Consider the following 14,585-nt stretch of genomic DNA (forward strand, 5'->3'; position numbering starts at 1 on the left):
GCACCAAAGGGCCTCACCCCACAGGACCTCACCCCACGGAGCTGTAGGCCACCACTCCCCGCAACACCTCATCAACCGCCTTCCGCGCATTCCGCCCCACAGAACTCCCCTCACGAGGAGCCGCCGCAGCCACCTGCCCCAGCACGTCGATCACCTGCTTGCACCACCGCACGAAGTCCCCCGCCGGCATCTCCGCCTCGCGCAGCACCTCGTCCAGCGTCCGGCCTGAGGCCCACATGTACACCGCCCAGGCGAAGCCGAGATCGGGTTCACGCTGACCGACCCCTTCCGCCTGGTTGATCTTGAAGTCCTCCTCCAGGGCGTCGAGGCGCCCCCAGATGCGGACCATCTCGCCCATCGCGGTCTTCGCCGGACCGGACGGCAGCTTCGGGGCCACCGCGTCATCGGCCTGTCGCGCCTCGTACACCAACGCCGAGACACACGCCGCGAGTTCGGCCGGGCTGAGGCCCTCCCACACGCCCGCGCGCAGGCATTCGCTCGCCAGCAGGTCCAGTTCGCCGTACAGCCGGGCCAGCCGCCGCCCGTGCTCGGTGACCTCGCTGCCCCGGAGGTAGTCGAGCTCGGTGAGCAGCGCCACGATCCGGTCGAAGGTGCGGGCGATCGTGTTCGTCCGCCCCTCGATCCGCCGCTCCAGCTGCTGTGTGTCCCGCTGCAGCCGGTGATACCGCTCGGCCCATCGCGCGTGGTCCTCGCGCTCGTCGCACCCGTGGCACGGGTGGGCGCGCAACTCGGCCCGGTAGCGGGCGATCTCGCGGTCGTCGGCGGCGACGGACCGGTCCCGGCGGTGCCGGTCCGGCACGATGTGCCCGGCCTTGGTGCGCAGCGCGGACGCCAGGTCCCGACGTGACTGCGGCGAGCGCGCGTTGAACGACTTCGGGACGCGCATCCGCTCCAGCGCCTCCACCGGAACCGGGAAGTCCATCGAGGCCAGCCGCTTCACCTGGCGCTCGGCCGTCAGTACCAGGGGCCGCGGCCCGTCGTGGTACTCCATCCCCCGGTGCCCGTGCCCGTTGGTCCTCCCGGCCGGCAGCCCCGGGTCGAGGACGAGTGCGAGACCGGCGAACTTGCCGGTGGGCACATGAATGACATCGCCCGGCTTGAGCTTCTCCAGGGACGCCGCGGCCGCTGCTCGCCGGTGCGAGGCACCCTGCTTGGCGAGCTCGGTCTCCCGGTCCTTGAGGTCGCGACGCAGCTGCGCGTACTCCTCGAAGTCACCGAGGTGGCAGGTCATTCCCTCCTTGTAGCCCTCCAGGCCCTCCTCGTTCTTCTGGACCTGGCGGGAGATCCCGACGACCGAGCGGTCCGCCTGGAACTGGGCGAAGGAGGTCTCCAGCAGCTCACGGGAACGGTGCCGCCCGAACTGCTGCACCAGATTGACGGCCATGTTGTACGAGGGCCGGAAGCTGGAGCGCAGTGGATACGTACGTGTGCCCGCGAGTCCGGCCAGCGCGCCCGGGTCCATACCGCGCTGCCAGAGCACGACGGCGTGGCCCTCGACGTCGATGCCGCGCCGGCCTGCCCGGCCGGTCAGCTGGGTGTACTCGCCGGGAGTGATGTCGGCATGCTGCTCGCCGTTCCACTTGACGAGCTTCTCCAGGACCACCGAGCGTGCGGGCATGTTGATGCCGAGCGCGAGGGTCTCCGTCGCGAAGACCGCCTTGACGAGCCCGCGTACGAAGAGCTCCTCGACGACCTCCTTGAACGTCGGCAGCATTCCGGCGTGGTGTGCGGCGATGCCCCGCTCCAGGCCTTCGAGCCACTCGTAGTACCCGAGGACGTGAAGGTCCTCGGTGGGGATGGACGCCGTGCGCTGCTCGACGATCTCCCGGACCAGCCGGCGCTTGTCCTCGTCGTTGAGCCGCAGTCCGGCGTGCAGGCACTGCTGCACGGCGGCCTCGCAGCCGGCCCGGCTGAAGATGAACGTGATGGCGGGCAGCAGTCCCTCGGCGTCGAGCCGGTCGATGACCTCGGCCCGCGACGGAGTCCAGATCCGGCTGCGCTGGCGCCGCTCGCGCTCCCGGTCCGCTTCGCGCACCATCTTCCCGCGGCGGCGCTCGCGCGGGTTGTATCCGCGCTGGTTCTCCATGCGGGCGAGCCGGACCAGGTCGGGGTTGACCTCACGGCGTCCGGACCCGCGGCCGCCGTGGTCGCTCTCCTCCTCGAAGAGGTCGTACATCCGGCGGCCGGCCAGCACGTGCTGCCAGAGCGGCACAGGCCGGTGCTCGGAGACGATCACCTGCGTGTCGCCGCGGACGGTGTCCAGCCAGTCGCCGAACTCCTCGGCATTGGACACGGTCGCCGACAGCGACACCAGGGTGACGGATTCGGGGAGGTGAATGATCACTTCCTCCCAGACGGCGCCCCGGAAGCGGTCGGAGAGGTAGTGCACCTCGTCCATCACCACGTAGCCGAGGCCGGTCAGCGCCGGGGAGCCCGCGTACAGCATGTTCCGCAGCACCTCGGTGGTCATGACGACCACCGGCGCATCGGCGTTGACGCTGTTGTCCCCGGTCAGCAGGCCGACCTTGTCCGCGCCGTAGCGCTTGACCAGGTCGGCGAACTTCTGGTTCGAGAGGGCCTTGATCGGCGTGGTGTAGAAGCACTTGCGGCCCTGGGCCAGGGCGAGGTGCACGGCGAACTCGCCGACGATCGTCTTGCCCGAACCCGTCGGGGCCGCGACGAGCACGCCCTTGCCGGCCTCCAGCGCCTTGCAGGCCTCGATCTGATAGGGGTCCAGATCGAACTCGTACATCTCTCGGAACGGTCCGAGCGCGGTCGCCTGCTCGGCGGCTCGGATCCGGGAAGCCTGGTATCGCTCAGCTGGTGAGAGGTCCTCTGTCATCTTGTCCACGAGCCTACCCGCCGCCTCCGACAGTCACTCGATCTTTAATCGCCCGTGGTGGAACGAGCCCCCAGCACCCGGACGGCGCCCGGTACACAGGTGGCGGTCAGCGGGAGCGCGCCGAGTGGTTCACCGTCCGCGTACGCGGTGACACCGACCGCTTCCAGCGCGACGGAGGAGACCCGGTGCACGGTGACGACGGGGTGGCCGAGGTGCGTTCCCTTGTAGACCTTGGGGAACACTTTGAGGAGCGTGGCGCGGCTGCAGTCACCGACGACGGTCACGTCGAAGAGACCGTCGTCCATGACTGCGTCCGCGCAGATCCGCATGCCGCCGCCGTAGGTCGAGCCGTTGCCGACGGCGATGAGCGTCGCCTCGATCTCTCGGAACGGTCCGCCGTCCAGACTCATGCGGTACGTGATCGGCTTGAAGGCGGCGAGTTCGGCGAGGATCGCCAGGTCGTACTTGAACCGGCCGCCGACCCAGCGCATCCGGTTGCCGCGGTCGTTGACTCGGGAGTCGAAGCCGGAAGCGAGCACGGAACCGAACCAGCGCTCACCGACCCGTCCGAGGTCGATCTCACGGAGGGCACCGCCCTTGAGCGCCTCGGCGGCCAGCCGCCCCGCCGCGGCCGGATCCCGTATCGGCATACCGAGGGCGCGGGCGAAGTCGTTGCCCGTGCCGACGGCGACGACGCCGAGCGGGGTCAGGGTTCCGGCTACCGCCTGGAGGGCGAGGGACATCATCCCGTCGCCGCCGACGGCTATGAGCGCGCCCGTCCCCGCGGCCACCGCCTCCCGGGCCCGCCGCAACGCGTCGTCGGCGTCCTCACCGAGCACCGTACGGACGGAGAATCCGGCGTCCCGCAACGCGGAAGCGGCCGGCTGCGCGGCGTGCGCGCCCCGGCCGCGTCCTGCGGTGGGATTGACGAAAAGGGTGATCTCGCTGGTCACCCGGGGGACCTTACAAGGTCAGGTGATGTCGTCGTAACCGTCTCGCCGGGACGATCGTCCGCCGTCCTGTTCCCCGTCCGCCTGTGCGGGCAGCGAGGCAGACACGTTCTCCATCTCGCCGATGTCCCCGGGCGTGAGATCCAGGTCCGACGCCTCGTCGTCGTCGAGGTCGGCGTCGGGGTTGCTGCGACGCCTCCGCCGGTCGTTGGCGATGCAGATGCCGAGCGCGATGAAGTAGAGCAGCACGATCGGCGCCGCCAGCGAGATCATCGTCAGCGGGTCACCGGTCGGGGTCGCCACTGCCGCGAAGACCGTGATGCCCATGACCATGGCGCGCCACCAGGACGCGAGCCGCTTGGCCGTGAGGACGCCGGTGAAGTTCAGCAGGACGAGCAGGAGCGGCAGCTCGAAGGCGAGACCGAACACGATCACCATGCGCGTGACGATGTCGAGGTAGTCGTCGACGGGCAGCAGGTTCGTCGTGTTGTCCGGTGTGAAGTCGAGCAGCACCGCCGCGGTCTGGGGCATCAGGATGTACGCGAGCGCAGCACCCACGCAGAACAGCGGCACACCGGCGCCGACGAAGCTCAGTGCGTACTTCTTCTCGTTCCTGTGGAGACCCGGAGCCAGGAACGCCCAGAGCTGGTAGAGCCAGACGGGCGTGGAGAACAGCACACCCGCCATGAGGGAGACCTTGAGGGCGATGGAGAACGGAGCGACCAGACCGTTCACCGTCATCTCGGCGCAGGGCTTGCCGTTGTCCTGCACCTTCCGGCCGTCGGTGCAGCCGACCGACTCCAGGATGGGCCGGATCAGGAAATCGATCAGGTCCTTGTAGAAGAAGGCCGTGATCGACGTGATCACGATGACCGCCACGACCGCGATCAGCAGTCGGTTACGCAACTCACGCAGGTGATCAGCGAGAGGCATCCGCCCCTCGCCGTCCTTCTCCTGCTTGCGGGCAGACTTGAGCAACCCACTTCCCTCGTCTCGTGCGACAGCTGTCGGGAGGACCCGTCAGCGATCAGCTCTGGGTGGTGGGCTTCGCTTCGTTCACCGGGCGGGAGCTCGTCACGTCGCCGGGAGCGGCCTGGATCGTGCGCGCGGCGGCGGGCTGCTGGGCAGCCTGGTCGGCGACCGTGTCCGTCGTGGCCGCGGGCTCGTCGTCCTTCTTCATCGCCTTGGCCTCGCTCTTGAGGATGCGGGCCGACTTGCCGAGGGAACGCGCCATGTCGGGAAGCTTCTTGGCACCGAACAACAGCAGGATGACAGCGATGATCAGAACGATCTCGAGAGGCTTCAGATTGCCCATGATGTGCTTCCTTCTCGCTGAGGCGGCTGGAGGTGGGCTCGCTGCCCTTGGACCGGACACACGTCCGACCATTTCGCTGGGAGCGATCGTAACCCGCGGGAGTAAACGCGAGGCAATGCCTATGCATACTTTCGCTGCGGCCCGCACCTCCACCAGGGCCGTCACCAGCAGCGTACCCCCCGAGACTATGAAAGAGGAGGCCGCGCCCGGGCGGATCAAACAGCGGTCCTAGCGCAGGGTTTCGCCCGTGGCCGTGAGGTTCGTGGCGGCGCGCTCCAGGTCCTCGGCTGCCCGGTTGATGCGCTCAGTGGTGCTTGTCACCTGATGGCCGAGGCGCTGGGCCTCGATGAAGACCTTGACGGCCAGCACGCCCAGAACGGCGATCCCGAGGAATCCCAGGGCGATGGCGAGCATGGGCCAGAACATGCGCAGTGCCTCGATGTGTCTCGTGTCCGAAGGTTCCGACGGTCCCGGAGGTCCGGAGTGATGCCTCAGGCACCCGTGTGCAGGCGGAGCGTCCGCACGCCGCCGCCGGTGAGGAGTTCCACTATCCGCTCCCCCGCGGGCCGGCGGACGGACACGCCGCACGCGGGGCAGGTGAAGGAGTAGAAGGTGGTCCGGCTGCTCGCGCCGATCGCCAGCCGGAACTCCGCCGCCGCCAGTTCGAACCGCGCCCGGCAATCCGGACAGGCGGCCTTGAACCGCACAGAATCGGGAACGACCACGGTCGGCACATCCGAAACACCGGACACTACAGACATATTGCCCATATCTCCTCGGGTATCCCCTCAGGCCAGGCCGTCGTACGCGGCGAGCGCCGCACGGGCCGCGGTCCGTGCGCTGTGCGCCAGTTCCGGTGGCGAGACGATGCGGCCCTCCCCGCCTAGCCGAAGCGCGAGTCTTCGGAGCGATGCCGGGTCGGGTGTGCGCAGAGTGATCCGCAGGCCGCCGTCGGGCAGTTCCTCGGCGCTGTCGTGCGGGTAGTACTCGGCGACCCAGCGTCCGCCGGGACCGACCTCGACCACGACCTCCGGGTCCTCCGCGGCAGGCTGGACCAGCCCCTCGGACAGATCCCGGAGTTCCAGCTCCGGCGGCGCGGCCGGTTCGTCGAGCAGCCGGATCTCGGCGACCCGGTCGAGGCGGAAGGTGCGCCGGTCCTCGGAGGACCGGCACCAGGCCTCCATATAGGTGTGTCCGACGGCGAACAGCCGGATCGGGTCCACCTCGCGCTCGGTGAGCTCGTCGCGCGCGGGTGAGTAGTAGCGCAGCCAGAGGCGGCGGCGCTCGGAGATCGCCCGGTCCACATCGGCGAAGACGCCGCCCTCGGACTCGAAGGTGACCGAGAGCCGAGAACTGGCGGCCCCCACCTCACCGGCGGCGGCCTCCAGCTTGGCGGTGGCCCGCAGCAGGGCCTGCCGGTCGCTCTCGCGCAGTCCGGGCAGCGTCGCGACGGCGCGGGCGGCGACGAGCAGGGCCGTCGCCTCGTCGGCCGCGAGCCGCAGCGGCTCCGCGACGTCGTCCGGGTTGTGCCACCAGATGCGGTCGCCGTCGGTGTCGATGTCGAGCAGATCACCGCCGCGGAAGCTCGTCCCGCACATGGGCAGGACGTCGAGGTCCGAGATCAGCTCGTCCTCGGTGATCCCGAAGGCCCGCGCGACGTCCTGGACATGGGCGCCGGGGCGCTCACGCAGATACGTCACCAGGGAGAGCATCCGGCGGGTCTGGTCGATGGCGTTCGTGGCCATGAATACGGTCCCCTCAGTCCTTGGCCACGGCGCGCAGCCGGTCCACCACGTCGGCCCGCAGATCCGCAGGTTCACTGACGACGACGTCCGGTCCGAACTCGACGAGCCAGGCGTCCAGGCCGTGTCCGTACGGAATCTCCAACTCCTCCCACCCGTCCCCGAGTTCCCGGACCGATATCGCCCGGGCCCGGAGCGGGTAGCCGGAGTCGGCCCGCAGCCGGATCAGCGCGGTACGCGTCGCCGTCTCGCCCGCCCAGCTCTCGACGGTCTCGCGGACGGTGACCACGTCGGGGACCTCGGCGGTGAAGGCTCCGGCGCGCGAACGCACCTTGCCCGTGATCCGGGAGAGCCGGAACACCCGCTCGGCACCCCTCTCCCGGTCCCAGCCGGCCAGGTACCAGTGGCCGCGCCAGCACTCCAGCGTCCACGGTTCGACCTGCCGCTGCTCGGGGCGTGCCGCGTTGCCCTTGCGGTAGTCGAAGGTCACCGGCCGGCGGTCGCGGCAGGCCAGCATCAGCGGCTCGAACGCGGCCTCGTGGACGGGGATGCGGGGTTCGAGGGCGCTGTGCACCTCGTAGGCGTCCTCGGCTTCCGGCATGCCCGCGGCCCGCAGCTTCTGCAGGGCTCCGCTGGCGGCGCCGGCGAGGCGGGCCTGCTGCCAGACCTTGGCGGCCAGCCCGAGGGCGGCGGCCTCCTCGGCGTCCAGCGTGATGGGGGGCAGGCGGTTGCTGTCACGGCGGGCGAGGTAGCCCGTGTCCCCGTCCAGGTTCTCCACGGTCTCGATGACCAGACCGAGCTCGCGCAGATCGTCCTTGTCGCGCTCGAACATCCGGTTGAAGGCGTCGTCGGATCCCGCCTCGAGGTAGGCCTCGATGGAACCGCGCAGTTCGCGCTTGCTGAGCGGGCGCCGGGTCCCCAGCAGACACAGTGCCAGGTTCATCAGCCGCTCGGCCTTGGCAATCGCCATCGACGCCCTTTCTGTTTTGCTCTACGACCCTCGACCGTACCGCTCCGGGGTGTCCGGACAAAAGCTCGTGCCGCGGCGGGCAACGTTTGCCCGTGAAGGAGCGGCGTCCGGTGCGTGTTCTCGGTGTGCCGGCCGGAAGTCCGCGTACTGGACGTACCCGGGCTTTCGACCGGTGCGGCGAGAGTGCGTGCCGGGCGTCGCGACGGGGCAAACGTCGCCTGCCGCGGCAGAGGGCCCGTACCTTGCGGTACGGGCCCTCGGAGCGCAGGGGCGCTGGATCAGACCGCCATCAGGTCGCAGACGAAGATCAGCGTCTCGCCCGGGGCGATCGCGCTGCCGGCGCCGCGGTCACCGTAGCCGAGGTGCGCGGGGATGGTCAGCTGTCGACGGCCGCCGACCTTCATGCCCTGCACGCCCTGGTCCCAGCCCTTGATGACCTGACCGGCACCGAGCTGGAACTTGAGCGGCGTACCGCGGTTCCAGGAGGCGTCGAACTCCTCACCGGTGGAGAAGGCCACGCCCACGTAGTGGACGGAGACCGTCTGGCCGGCCTGGGCCACGGCGCCGTCGCCTTCCCAGATCTCCTTGATCTCCAGGTCGGCCGGCGGCTCGCCACCCGGGAAGTCGATCTCGGGCTTCTCGATGCTCACTGACTTGCTCCTCTAAATGATGAACTGGGCAACCGGGACAGTCTTACATCTTCGCGAGGATGTCCACGGCGAAGACGAGCGTGGAGTTCGCGGGAATGGACTGCTGCGCCTTGTCACCGAGGCCCTGGTCCGGCGGGATGACGAGCAGCACGCGGCTGCCGATCTTCTTGCCGATCAGGCCGTTCTTCAGGCCCTTGAGGGTGACCTGGGCCAGCGGGAAGGAGGCGGTCTTGCCCGTCGTGTACGTGTTGTCGAACTCCTTGCCGTCCTTCCACAGCTTGGCCACGTAGTTCACTACGACCGTGTCGGTCTCCTTGACGACCTCGCCCTTGGACTCCAGCACGTAGTTGGAGACCAGCTTCTTGGGCGGGGTGACCTTGCTGGGGATCGTGAGGGTCGGCGCCTTGCCGTCGGTGTTCGTTCCCACCTTCGGCAGGTCGGTGTTGTCCTGGGCGACCGGGGTGCCCTTGGCCGACGCCGGGATCTGCTTCGCCTTCAGGACGTCGACGACGAAGACGAGGGTGGCGTTCGCCTTGATGTCGCCCTGGCCCTGCGCGCCGTAACCGAGCTCCGGCGGGATCACGAGTTCGACCCTGCTGCCGACCTTCTGCCCGACCAGACCCTTGTCCCAGCCCTGGATGACCATGCCTGCGCCGAGCGTGAGATCGAACGGCTGCTTGCGGTCGAAGCTGTTGTCGAACGGCTTGTCGGAGTCCCAGGCCTGCCCCAGGTAGTTGACCTGGATCGCGTCGCCGTTCTTGAGCGTCGCGCCGTCGCCCTCACTGACGACCTTGGTCTTCAGCTCCTTGGGCGGGGTTCCCGTGCCCTTGGCCAGGGTCGGCTTCTCGCCGAACTTCGCGCCCGCGGTGATGGCGGGGAATCCGCCCTCCGTGGGGGCGGAGGCGGAAGCGGAGGCGGAAGCGGAGTCGGAGCCCTTGTCGTCGCTGCCGCAGGCCGCTGACACCAGCAGCAGGGGGACGACGAGAAGGCCGGCAATTCGGCGCACTGGTTCCTCAGATCTCAGACGGCACATTTGTTGGGACACAGCCCAGGGGTCCCCGACACTCTAGGGCGTGCGCAGGGCCCCGTACGAGGAACGTACGGGGCCCGAGTCGCACGAGAGCCGAGGCGCGTCCTGCGCCGGCTCACATACCCGCGATCAGCTTCTCCACTCGGTCGTCGACGGATCGGAACGGGTCCTTGCACAACACCGTGCGCTGCGCCTGGTCGTTGAGCTTCAGATGGACCCAGTCGACGGTGAAGTCCCGCCGCTGTTCCTGGGCCCGCCGGATGAAGTCGCCCCGCAGCCGCGCCCTGGTCGTCTGCGGGGGCACCGACTTGCCCTCGAAGATCTTCAGGTCGTTGCAGATACGGGCGGCCTGCCCCTTGCGTTCCAGCAGGTAGTACAGGCCCCGGCGGCGGTGGATGTCGTGGTAGGCGAGGTCTATCTGGGCGACCCGCGGATTCGACATGGTCATGTTGTGCTTGGCCCGGTACCGCTCGATGAGCTTGTACTTCATGACCCAGTCGATCTCGGTGCCGATCCGGTCGAGGTCCTCGGCCTCGATCGCGTCGAGGGTGCGGCCCCACAGTTCGAGGACCTTCTCGACGTTGCCCGTGCGGATTCCGCGGCGGTCCACGAAGTCCACGGCCTTCTCGTAGTACTCGCGCTGCACCTCTATGGCGGACGCCTCGCGGCCGCTGGCGAGGCGGACCTTGCGCTGCCCCGTGATGTCGTGGCTGACCTCGCGGATCGCCCGGATCGGGTTCTCCAGGGTCAGATCCCGCATCACCGTGCCCGCCTCGATCATGCGGAGCACCAGGTCGGTGGCGCCGACCTTGAGGAGCATCGTCGTCTCGGACATGTTGGAGTCGCCGACGATGACGTGGAGGCGCCGGTAGCGCTCCGCGTCCGCGTGCGGTTCGTCGCGGGTGTTGATGATCGGACGGGAACGCGTCGTCGCGGAGCTGACGCCCTCCCAGATGTGCTCGGCACGCTGGCTGACGCAGTAGACGGCGCCCCGCGGGGTCTGCAGCACCTTGCCGGCGCCGCAGATCAGCTGCCTCGTGACGAGGAAGGGAATGAGGATGTCCGCGAGCCGGGAGAATTCTCCGTGCCGGGCCACGAGGTAGTTCTCATGACATCCGTAGGAGTTTCCCGCCGAGTCGGTGTTGTTCTTGAAGAGATAGACGTCGCCTGCGATTCCCTCCTCGTGCAGACGGCGTTCGGCGTCGACAAGCAGGCCTTCGAGAATGCGCTCGCCGGCCTTGTCGTGGGTGACCAGTTCGGTCAGGTTGTCGCATTCGGGGGTTGCATATTCCGGATGCGATCCCACGTCGAGGTAGAGGCGGGCGCCGTTCCGCAGAAAGACATTGCTGCTGCGGCCCCATGACACAACACGGCGGAAGAGGTAGCGCGCCACTTCATCAGGAGACAGTCGGCGCTGTCCCCTGAACGTGCACGTGACGCCGTACTCGTTCTCCAGCCCGAAAATGCGGCGGTCCATGACTGAACATTACGCCTGATGGACCGAGCTGAAACCGGGTTCGACGGCACCGTTTCGATCATTTTCCGATCCTCGCACCACAACAGCACTACGCCCGGGAGCTGCGAGGACCTTTCCGGTGGCCCGCGAAGCGGGCGGCGCCACCACTCCACCGGCCCTCGCGAGGGCGTCGTCGCGGCGCGGGGCCGCGGCGCGCCCGCACGGCCACGGCGCCTTCCGTCACGCCTGCCGGCCCTGGCCCAAGCCGGGTTCGACGGCGTCGTCCCGGTCGCCCCCCGGGCCGCGGACCGCGACAGCGCTGTGCCCGGGGACCGCGAGGACCCTTCCGGTGGACAGCAGCACGATCAGCGCGGCCACGCCTCCGGCCCCCGCCACGGCGAAGCTCCAAGCCGTCCCGCCCAGCTCCACGGCCGGGCCCGCCACCGCCGTTCCCGCCGCAGCGCCCACGCCGAACGTCGTCACCAGCCAGGAGAACGCCTCCGTCACCGTGCCCCGCGGCGCGTGCCGGTCGACGACGATGAACGAGCAGGCGATGGCCGGGGCCAGGAACACCCCGGCGACGGCGGCCAGCACGGTCATCGCCACCACGCCCGGCGTCAGCATCAGCGGCAGATAGCCCAGCGCCAGCAGCGCCACGATCACCCGGAGCCTGCGCTCGGGCGGCCCGGACCACTGCCGGGCCCCGTACAGCGCTCCCCCGATCAGCGCGCCCAGGCCCAGGGCCGCCATCAGCCAGCCGTAGACGGACTCCCGGCCGTGGTCGTCGGCGTACGCCACACCGGCCACGGTGATGGAGCCCAGCGCCATCCCGACGAAGAAGAACGAGCCGAGCAGCGCCAGCAGCCCGCGCGAGCGCAGCGCACCCAGCCAGTGCGCCTCGCGCGGCGCGGAGCGCCAGGTCCTGGACGGCTCGGACAGGACGACGGAGAGCGCCCCCAGGACCCCGATCGCGTTGATGACGAGCAGCGCGGCGGCCGGCGACCAGAGGGACACCAGCAGGGTCACCAGCAGCGGTCCGATCGTGAACATGACCTCCTGGGCCACCGCATCCATGGCATAGGCCCGGTGCACCCGGTCCTCGCTCCCGAGCACGCTCGGCCACAGGGCCCGCAGGCCGCCCTCCAGGGGCGGCGTGAACACTCCGGCCACGACCACCGCCGCGTAGGCGAGCGGCAGGGATCCGAAACCCGCCACGGCGAGCAGGGCCATGCCGAGCGCCGAGAGGACGGCGGCGGGGAGCTGGACCCGGGGCTGGCCATAGAGGTCGACCGCACGGCCCAGCAGCGGCTGTCCGACCGCCGTGGCCAGCCCGTACACGGCGGCGAGCGCACCGGCGAGGGTGTAGCTGCCGCCCTCCGCGCGGGTGAACAGCACGATGGCGATGTGCGCGGTGCCGTTCGGCAGCCGGCCCACCAGGGTGCCCGTCAGCAGCCGGGCGGCATGCCGCGCCCGGAGGATGTCCAGATATCCCGCGGCCATGTCCCGCCCCTCTCCTTGGAGCGCCGTTCCGGCCACCCGAGGTTTTACGTATAACTTCCAGGTTCATACGTACCATGAGCCCAGTCCGCAGGTCCACATCGTCGCGCCTGCCCGACCGGCCCGGAGGCCCGCGTGACCAGCCCAGCACCACCCGGCCCGCCCCGGCCCACCAGCCGCGACGTGGCACGGGCCGCAGGCGTCTCCCAGGCCACCGTCTCCCTGGTCCTCGGCGACAAATGGCGCGGCCGGGTCTCCGAGAGCACCGCCGGCCGGGTGCGCGACGCCGCCCGCGACCTCGGCTACCGGCCCAACCTCGCCGCCCGCAATCTGCGCCTCGGCCACACCAGGACCGCGCTGCTGGTCGTCCCCGCCCTGACCAACGAGTTCTTCGCCCGGGTCTACACCGGCGCCGCCGCGGTCGCCGCGGAGCACGGCTTCGGCGTCGTCCTGTACCCCTCACCCGACGGCACGGGGCCGGCCCGGGACCCCTTCGCCTCGGCACGCGCCGCCCTGGACGGGGTGATCGCCTCCTCGATGGCCGCCGACGCCCTGGGAGCCCTGCGCGGCGCCGGGCTCCCCCTGGTCATGCTCGACAGCGACCCCGCGGCGCCGGGCCCCGCGGCCATGGTCAACCTCGACATCGCCGACGGGATGCGCCAGGTGGCCGCTCACCTGCTCGCCCTCGGCCACCGCCGCTTCCTCCACCTCGCCTCGGCCGTCGACTCCTGGACCTTCGCGGTCCGTGCCCGCGCCCTCCACGATGCCCTGCGCGGCGTCCCGGGCGCCCACATCCGGACCGTGCCCGCCGCGCTGGACGTACGGGCCGGCCGCGAGGCGGCGGAACACGCGCTGGCCCTCCCGGGGCCCCGTCCCACCGCCATCGTCTGCGACGACGACATCCTGGCCGCGGGCGCCTGCAAGGCCGCCCGCCGGCTCGGGCTGCGCGTTCCGGACGACCTCTCGGTCACCGGCTTCGACGACCTGGCCCTGGCCACGGCGGTCGAGCCGGAACTCACCACGGTGCGGCTGCCCGCCGAGCAGGTCGGCGAGCGGGGCATGAGCGCCCTGCTGGCCGTACTCGAAGGCCGGCAGGCCGAGCCCGGCAGCCTGCCCGTACACCTCGTCGTGCGAGGCTCCAGCGCGCCGCCGCCCGCCGGCCCCACCGCATGACTGTGCCCCGGCCCGCCGGGAAGGCGGACCGGGGCACAGGAGGAACACGCGGAACCGGCTACTCGACGTCGCCGCCGGAGTCGGTGGAGTCTCCGGCACCGGAGGAATCCGGCGCGGCCTTCTTCCCGCCCGGCTTGCCCGTGTCCGTCGTGGCCGCGGAAGTGTCCGCGCCCTCGGCGTCCTCGGTGTCCGAAGGGGCGTCCGTCGGCGTCGCACCGGCGCCGTCGGCCTCCAGCAGCCGGGCGAGCTGCCGGCCGACGATCCGCTTGAACTTGCGCTGCTGCGGCCTCGTACGGTCCAGGACCGCGACCTCCAGCCGCTCCGCGGGGATCTCCCGCTCGCTGCCGTTGGGATCGCGGGACAGCGCCTGCACCGCCAGCTTCAGCGCCTCGGCGAGCGACATCCCGTCCCGGTGGCGCTGGTCGAGGAAGGTGCTGATCTGTTCCGCGTTGCCGCCGACCGCGACCGAGCCGTGCTCGTCCACGATCGATCCGTCGTGCGGCAGCCGGTAGATCTGGTCGCCCTCGGGCCCGTCGCCGACCTCGGCGACCACCAGCTCCACCTCGTACGGCTTCTCGGCCGCACTGGAGAAAATGGTGCCGAGCGTCTGCGCGTAGACGTTCGCCAGACCACGCGCCGTCACATCGTCGCGGTCATAGGTGTATCCACGCAGATCGGCGTAACGCACTCCGCCGATGCGGAGATTCTCGTACTCGTTGTACTTGCCGGCGGCTGCGAAACCGATCCGGTCATAGATCTCGCTGAACTTGTGCAGCGCACGGGACGGGTTCTCGCCGACGAACACAATGCCGTCGGCGTACTGCAGCACAACCAGGCTGCGACCACGGGCGATGCCCTTCCGGGCATATTCCGCCCGGTCGGCCATGGCCTGCTGAGGTGAGACATAGAACGGCGTCGACACCGGCTATCCGTCCCTTT

At 69.9% G+C, this 14,585-nt stretch carries 14 protein-coding genes; 1 reads left to right on the plus strand and 13 read right to left on the minus strand.

Annotated features, from left to right (window positions below):
- Positions 1–28 precede the first annotated feature (28 nt).
- The 12 genes from JGS39_RS12615 to JGS39_RS12670 form a co-directional block, all read right to left on the minus strand.
- Positions 29–2,863, minus strand: a complete 2,835-nt coding sequence (locus JGS39_RS12615) for a DEAD/DEAH box helicase (RefSeq protein ID WP_219568956.1) — start codon at positions 2,861–2,863, stop codon at positions 29–31.
- A gap of 44 nt (positions 2,864–2,907) precedes the next feature.
- Positions 2,908–3,816, minus strand: a complete 909-nt coding sequence (locus JGS39_RS12620; RefSeq protein ID WP_219568957.1) for a diacylglycerol kinase — start codon at positions 3,814–3,816, stop codon at positions 2,908–2,910.
- An 18-nt stretch (positions 3,817–3,834) separates the two neighbouring features.
- Positions 3,835–4,791, minus strand: a complete 957-nt coding sequence (gene tatC / locus JGS39_RS12625; RefSeq protein WP_219568958.1) for a twin-arginine translocase subunit TatC — start codon at positions 4,789–4,791, stop codon at positions 3,835–3,837.
- A gap of 49 nt (positions 4,792–4,840) precedes the next feature.
- Entirely contained in the window at positions 4,841–5,131 is a 291-nt protein-coding gene (gene tatA, locus JGS39_RS12630; protein ID WP_219568998.1) for a Sec-independent protein translocase subunit TatA, read from the minus strand.
- Between the two features lie 225 nt (positions 5,132–5,356).
- Positions 5,357–5,554: a hypothetical protein gene (locus tag JGS39_RS12635; RefSeq protein ID WP_219568959.1), complete on the minus strand. Its 198-nt coding sequence runs from the start codon at positions 5,552–5,554 to the stop codon at positions 5,357–5,359.
- Between the two features lie 65 nt (positions 5,555–5,619).
- Positions 5,620–5,898: a CpXC domain-containing protein gene (locus tag JGS39_RS12640; protein WP_219568960.1), complete on the minus strand. Its 279-nt coding sequence runs from the start codon at positions 5,896–5,898 to the stop codon at positions 5,620–5,622.
- Positions 5,899–5,916: 18 nt separating this feature from the next.
- Positions 5,917–6,873, minus strand: a complete 957-nt coding sequence (locus JGS39_RS12645; protein WP_219568961.1) for a helix-turn-helix transcriptional regulator — start codon at positions 6,871–6,873, stop codon at positions 5,917–5,919.
- 13 nt (positions 6,874–6,886) lie between these two features.
- Positions 6,887–7,840 (minus strand): helix-turn-helix transcriptional regulator, encoded by a 954-nt coding sequence (locus JGS39_RS12650; RefSeq protein ID WP_219568962.1) that lies wholly within the window; start codon positions 7,838–7,840, stop codon positions 6,887–6,889.
- A 278-nt stretch (positions 7,841–8,118) separates the two neighbouring features.
- Positions 8,119–8,490 carry an FKBP-type peptidyl-prolyl cis-trans isomerase gene (locus JGS39_RS12655; RefSeq protein WP_219568963.1) on the minus strand — a complete coding sequence of 124 codons (372 nt, stop codon included), beginning with the start codon at positions 8,488–8,490 and terminating at the stop codon, positions 8,119–8,121.
- 43 nt (positions 8,491–8,533) lie between these two features.
- Positions 8,534–9,496 carry an FKBP-type peptidyl-prolyl cis-trans isomerase gene (locus JGS39_RS12660; protein ID WP_219568964.1) on the minus strand — a complete coding sequence of 321 codons (963 nt, stop codon included), beginning with the start codon at positions 9,494–9,496 and terminating at the stop codon, positions 8,534–8,536.
- Positions 9,497–9,635: 139 nt separating this feature from the next.
- A complete protein-coding gene (gene pafA / locus JGS39_RS12665; RefSeq protein WP_123468669.1) occupies positions 9,636–10,997 on the minus strand; it encodes a Pup--protein ligase in 1,362 nt (453 codons plus the stop codon).
- A gap of 219 nt (positions 10,998–11,216) precedes the next feature.
- Positions 11,217–12,476 (minus strand): MFS transporter, encoded by a 1,260-nt coding sequence (locus JGS39_RS12670; protein ID WP_219568965.1) that lies wholly within the window; start codon positions 12,474–12,476, stop codon positions 11,217–11,219.
- A 132-nt stretch (positions 12,477–12,608) separates the two neighbouring features.
- Here JGS39_RS12670 and JGS39_RS12675 point away from each other — a divergent pair, with 132 nt between their 5' ends.
- Positions 12,609–13,646, plus strand: coding sequence for a LacI family DNA-binding transcriptional regulator (locus tag JGS39_RS12675; protein ID WP_219568966.1), 1,038 nt, complete (start codon positions 12,609–12,611; stop codon positions 13,644–13,646).
- Between the two features lie 58 nt (positions 13,647–13,704).
- On the opposite strand, the gene prcA is transcribed toward JGS39_RS12675, so the two are convergent.
- Positions 13,705–14,568 (minus strand): proteasome subunit alpha, encoded by an 864-nt coding sequence (gene prcA / locus JGS39_RS12680; RefSeq protein WP_306081579.1) that lies wholly within the window; start codon positions 14,566–14,568, stop codon positions 13,705–13,707.
- Positions 14,569–14,585: the final 17 nt, after the last annotated feature.

Source organism: Streptomyces poriferorum, assembly GCF_019399235.1.
Classification (GTDB): domain Bacteria; phylum Actinomycetota; class Actinomycetes; order Streptomycetales; family Streptomycetaceae; genus Streptomyces; species Streptomyces poriferorum.

Bases quoted from the DNA above. Each gene is read 5' to 3' on its own strand.
- JGS39_RS12615 (WP_219568956.1), bottom strand. From the start codon at position 2,863: ATGACAGAGGACCTCTCACCAGCTGAGCGATACCAGGCTTCCCGGATC.
- JGS39_RS12635 (WP_219568959.1), bottom strand. From the start codon at position 5,554: ATGTTCTGGCCCATGCTCGCCATCGCCCTGGGATTCCTCGGGATCGCC.
- JGS39_RS12640 (WP_219568960.1), bottom strand. From the start codon at position 5,898: ATGGGCAATATGTCTGTAGTGTCCGGTGTTTCGGATGTGCCGACCGTG.
- JGS39_RS12645 (WP_219568961.1), bottom strand. From the start codon at position 6,873: ATGGCCACGAACGCCATCGACCAGACCCGCCGGATGCTCTCCCTGGTG.
- JGS39_RS12650 (WP_219568962.1), bottom strand. From the start codon at position 7,840: ATGGCGATTGCCAAGGCCGAGCGGCTGATGAACCTGGCACTGTGTCTG.
- pafA (WP_123468669.1), bottom strand. From the start codon at position 10,997: ATGGACCGCCGCATTTTCGGGCTGGAGAACGAGTACGGCGTCACGTGC.
- JGS39_RS12670 (WP_219568965.1), bottom strand. From the start codon at position 12,476: ATGGCCGCGGGATATCTGGACATCCTCCGGGCGCGGCATGCCGCCCGG.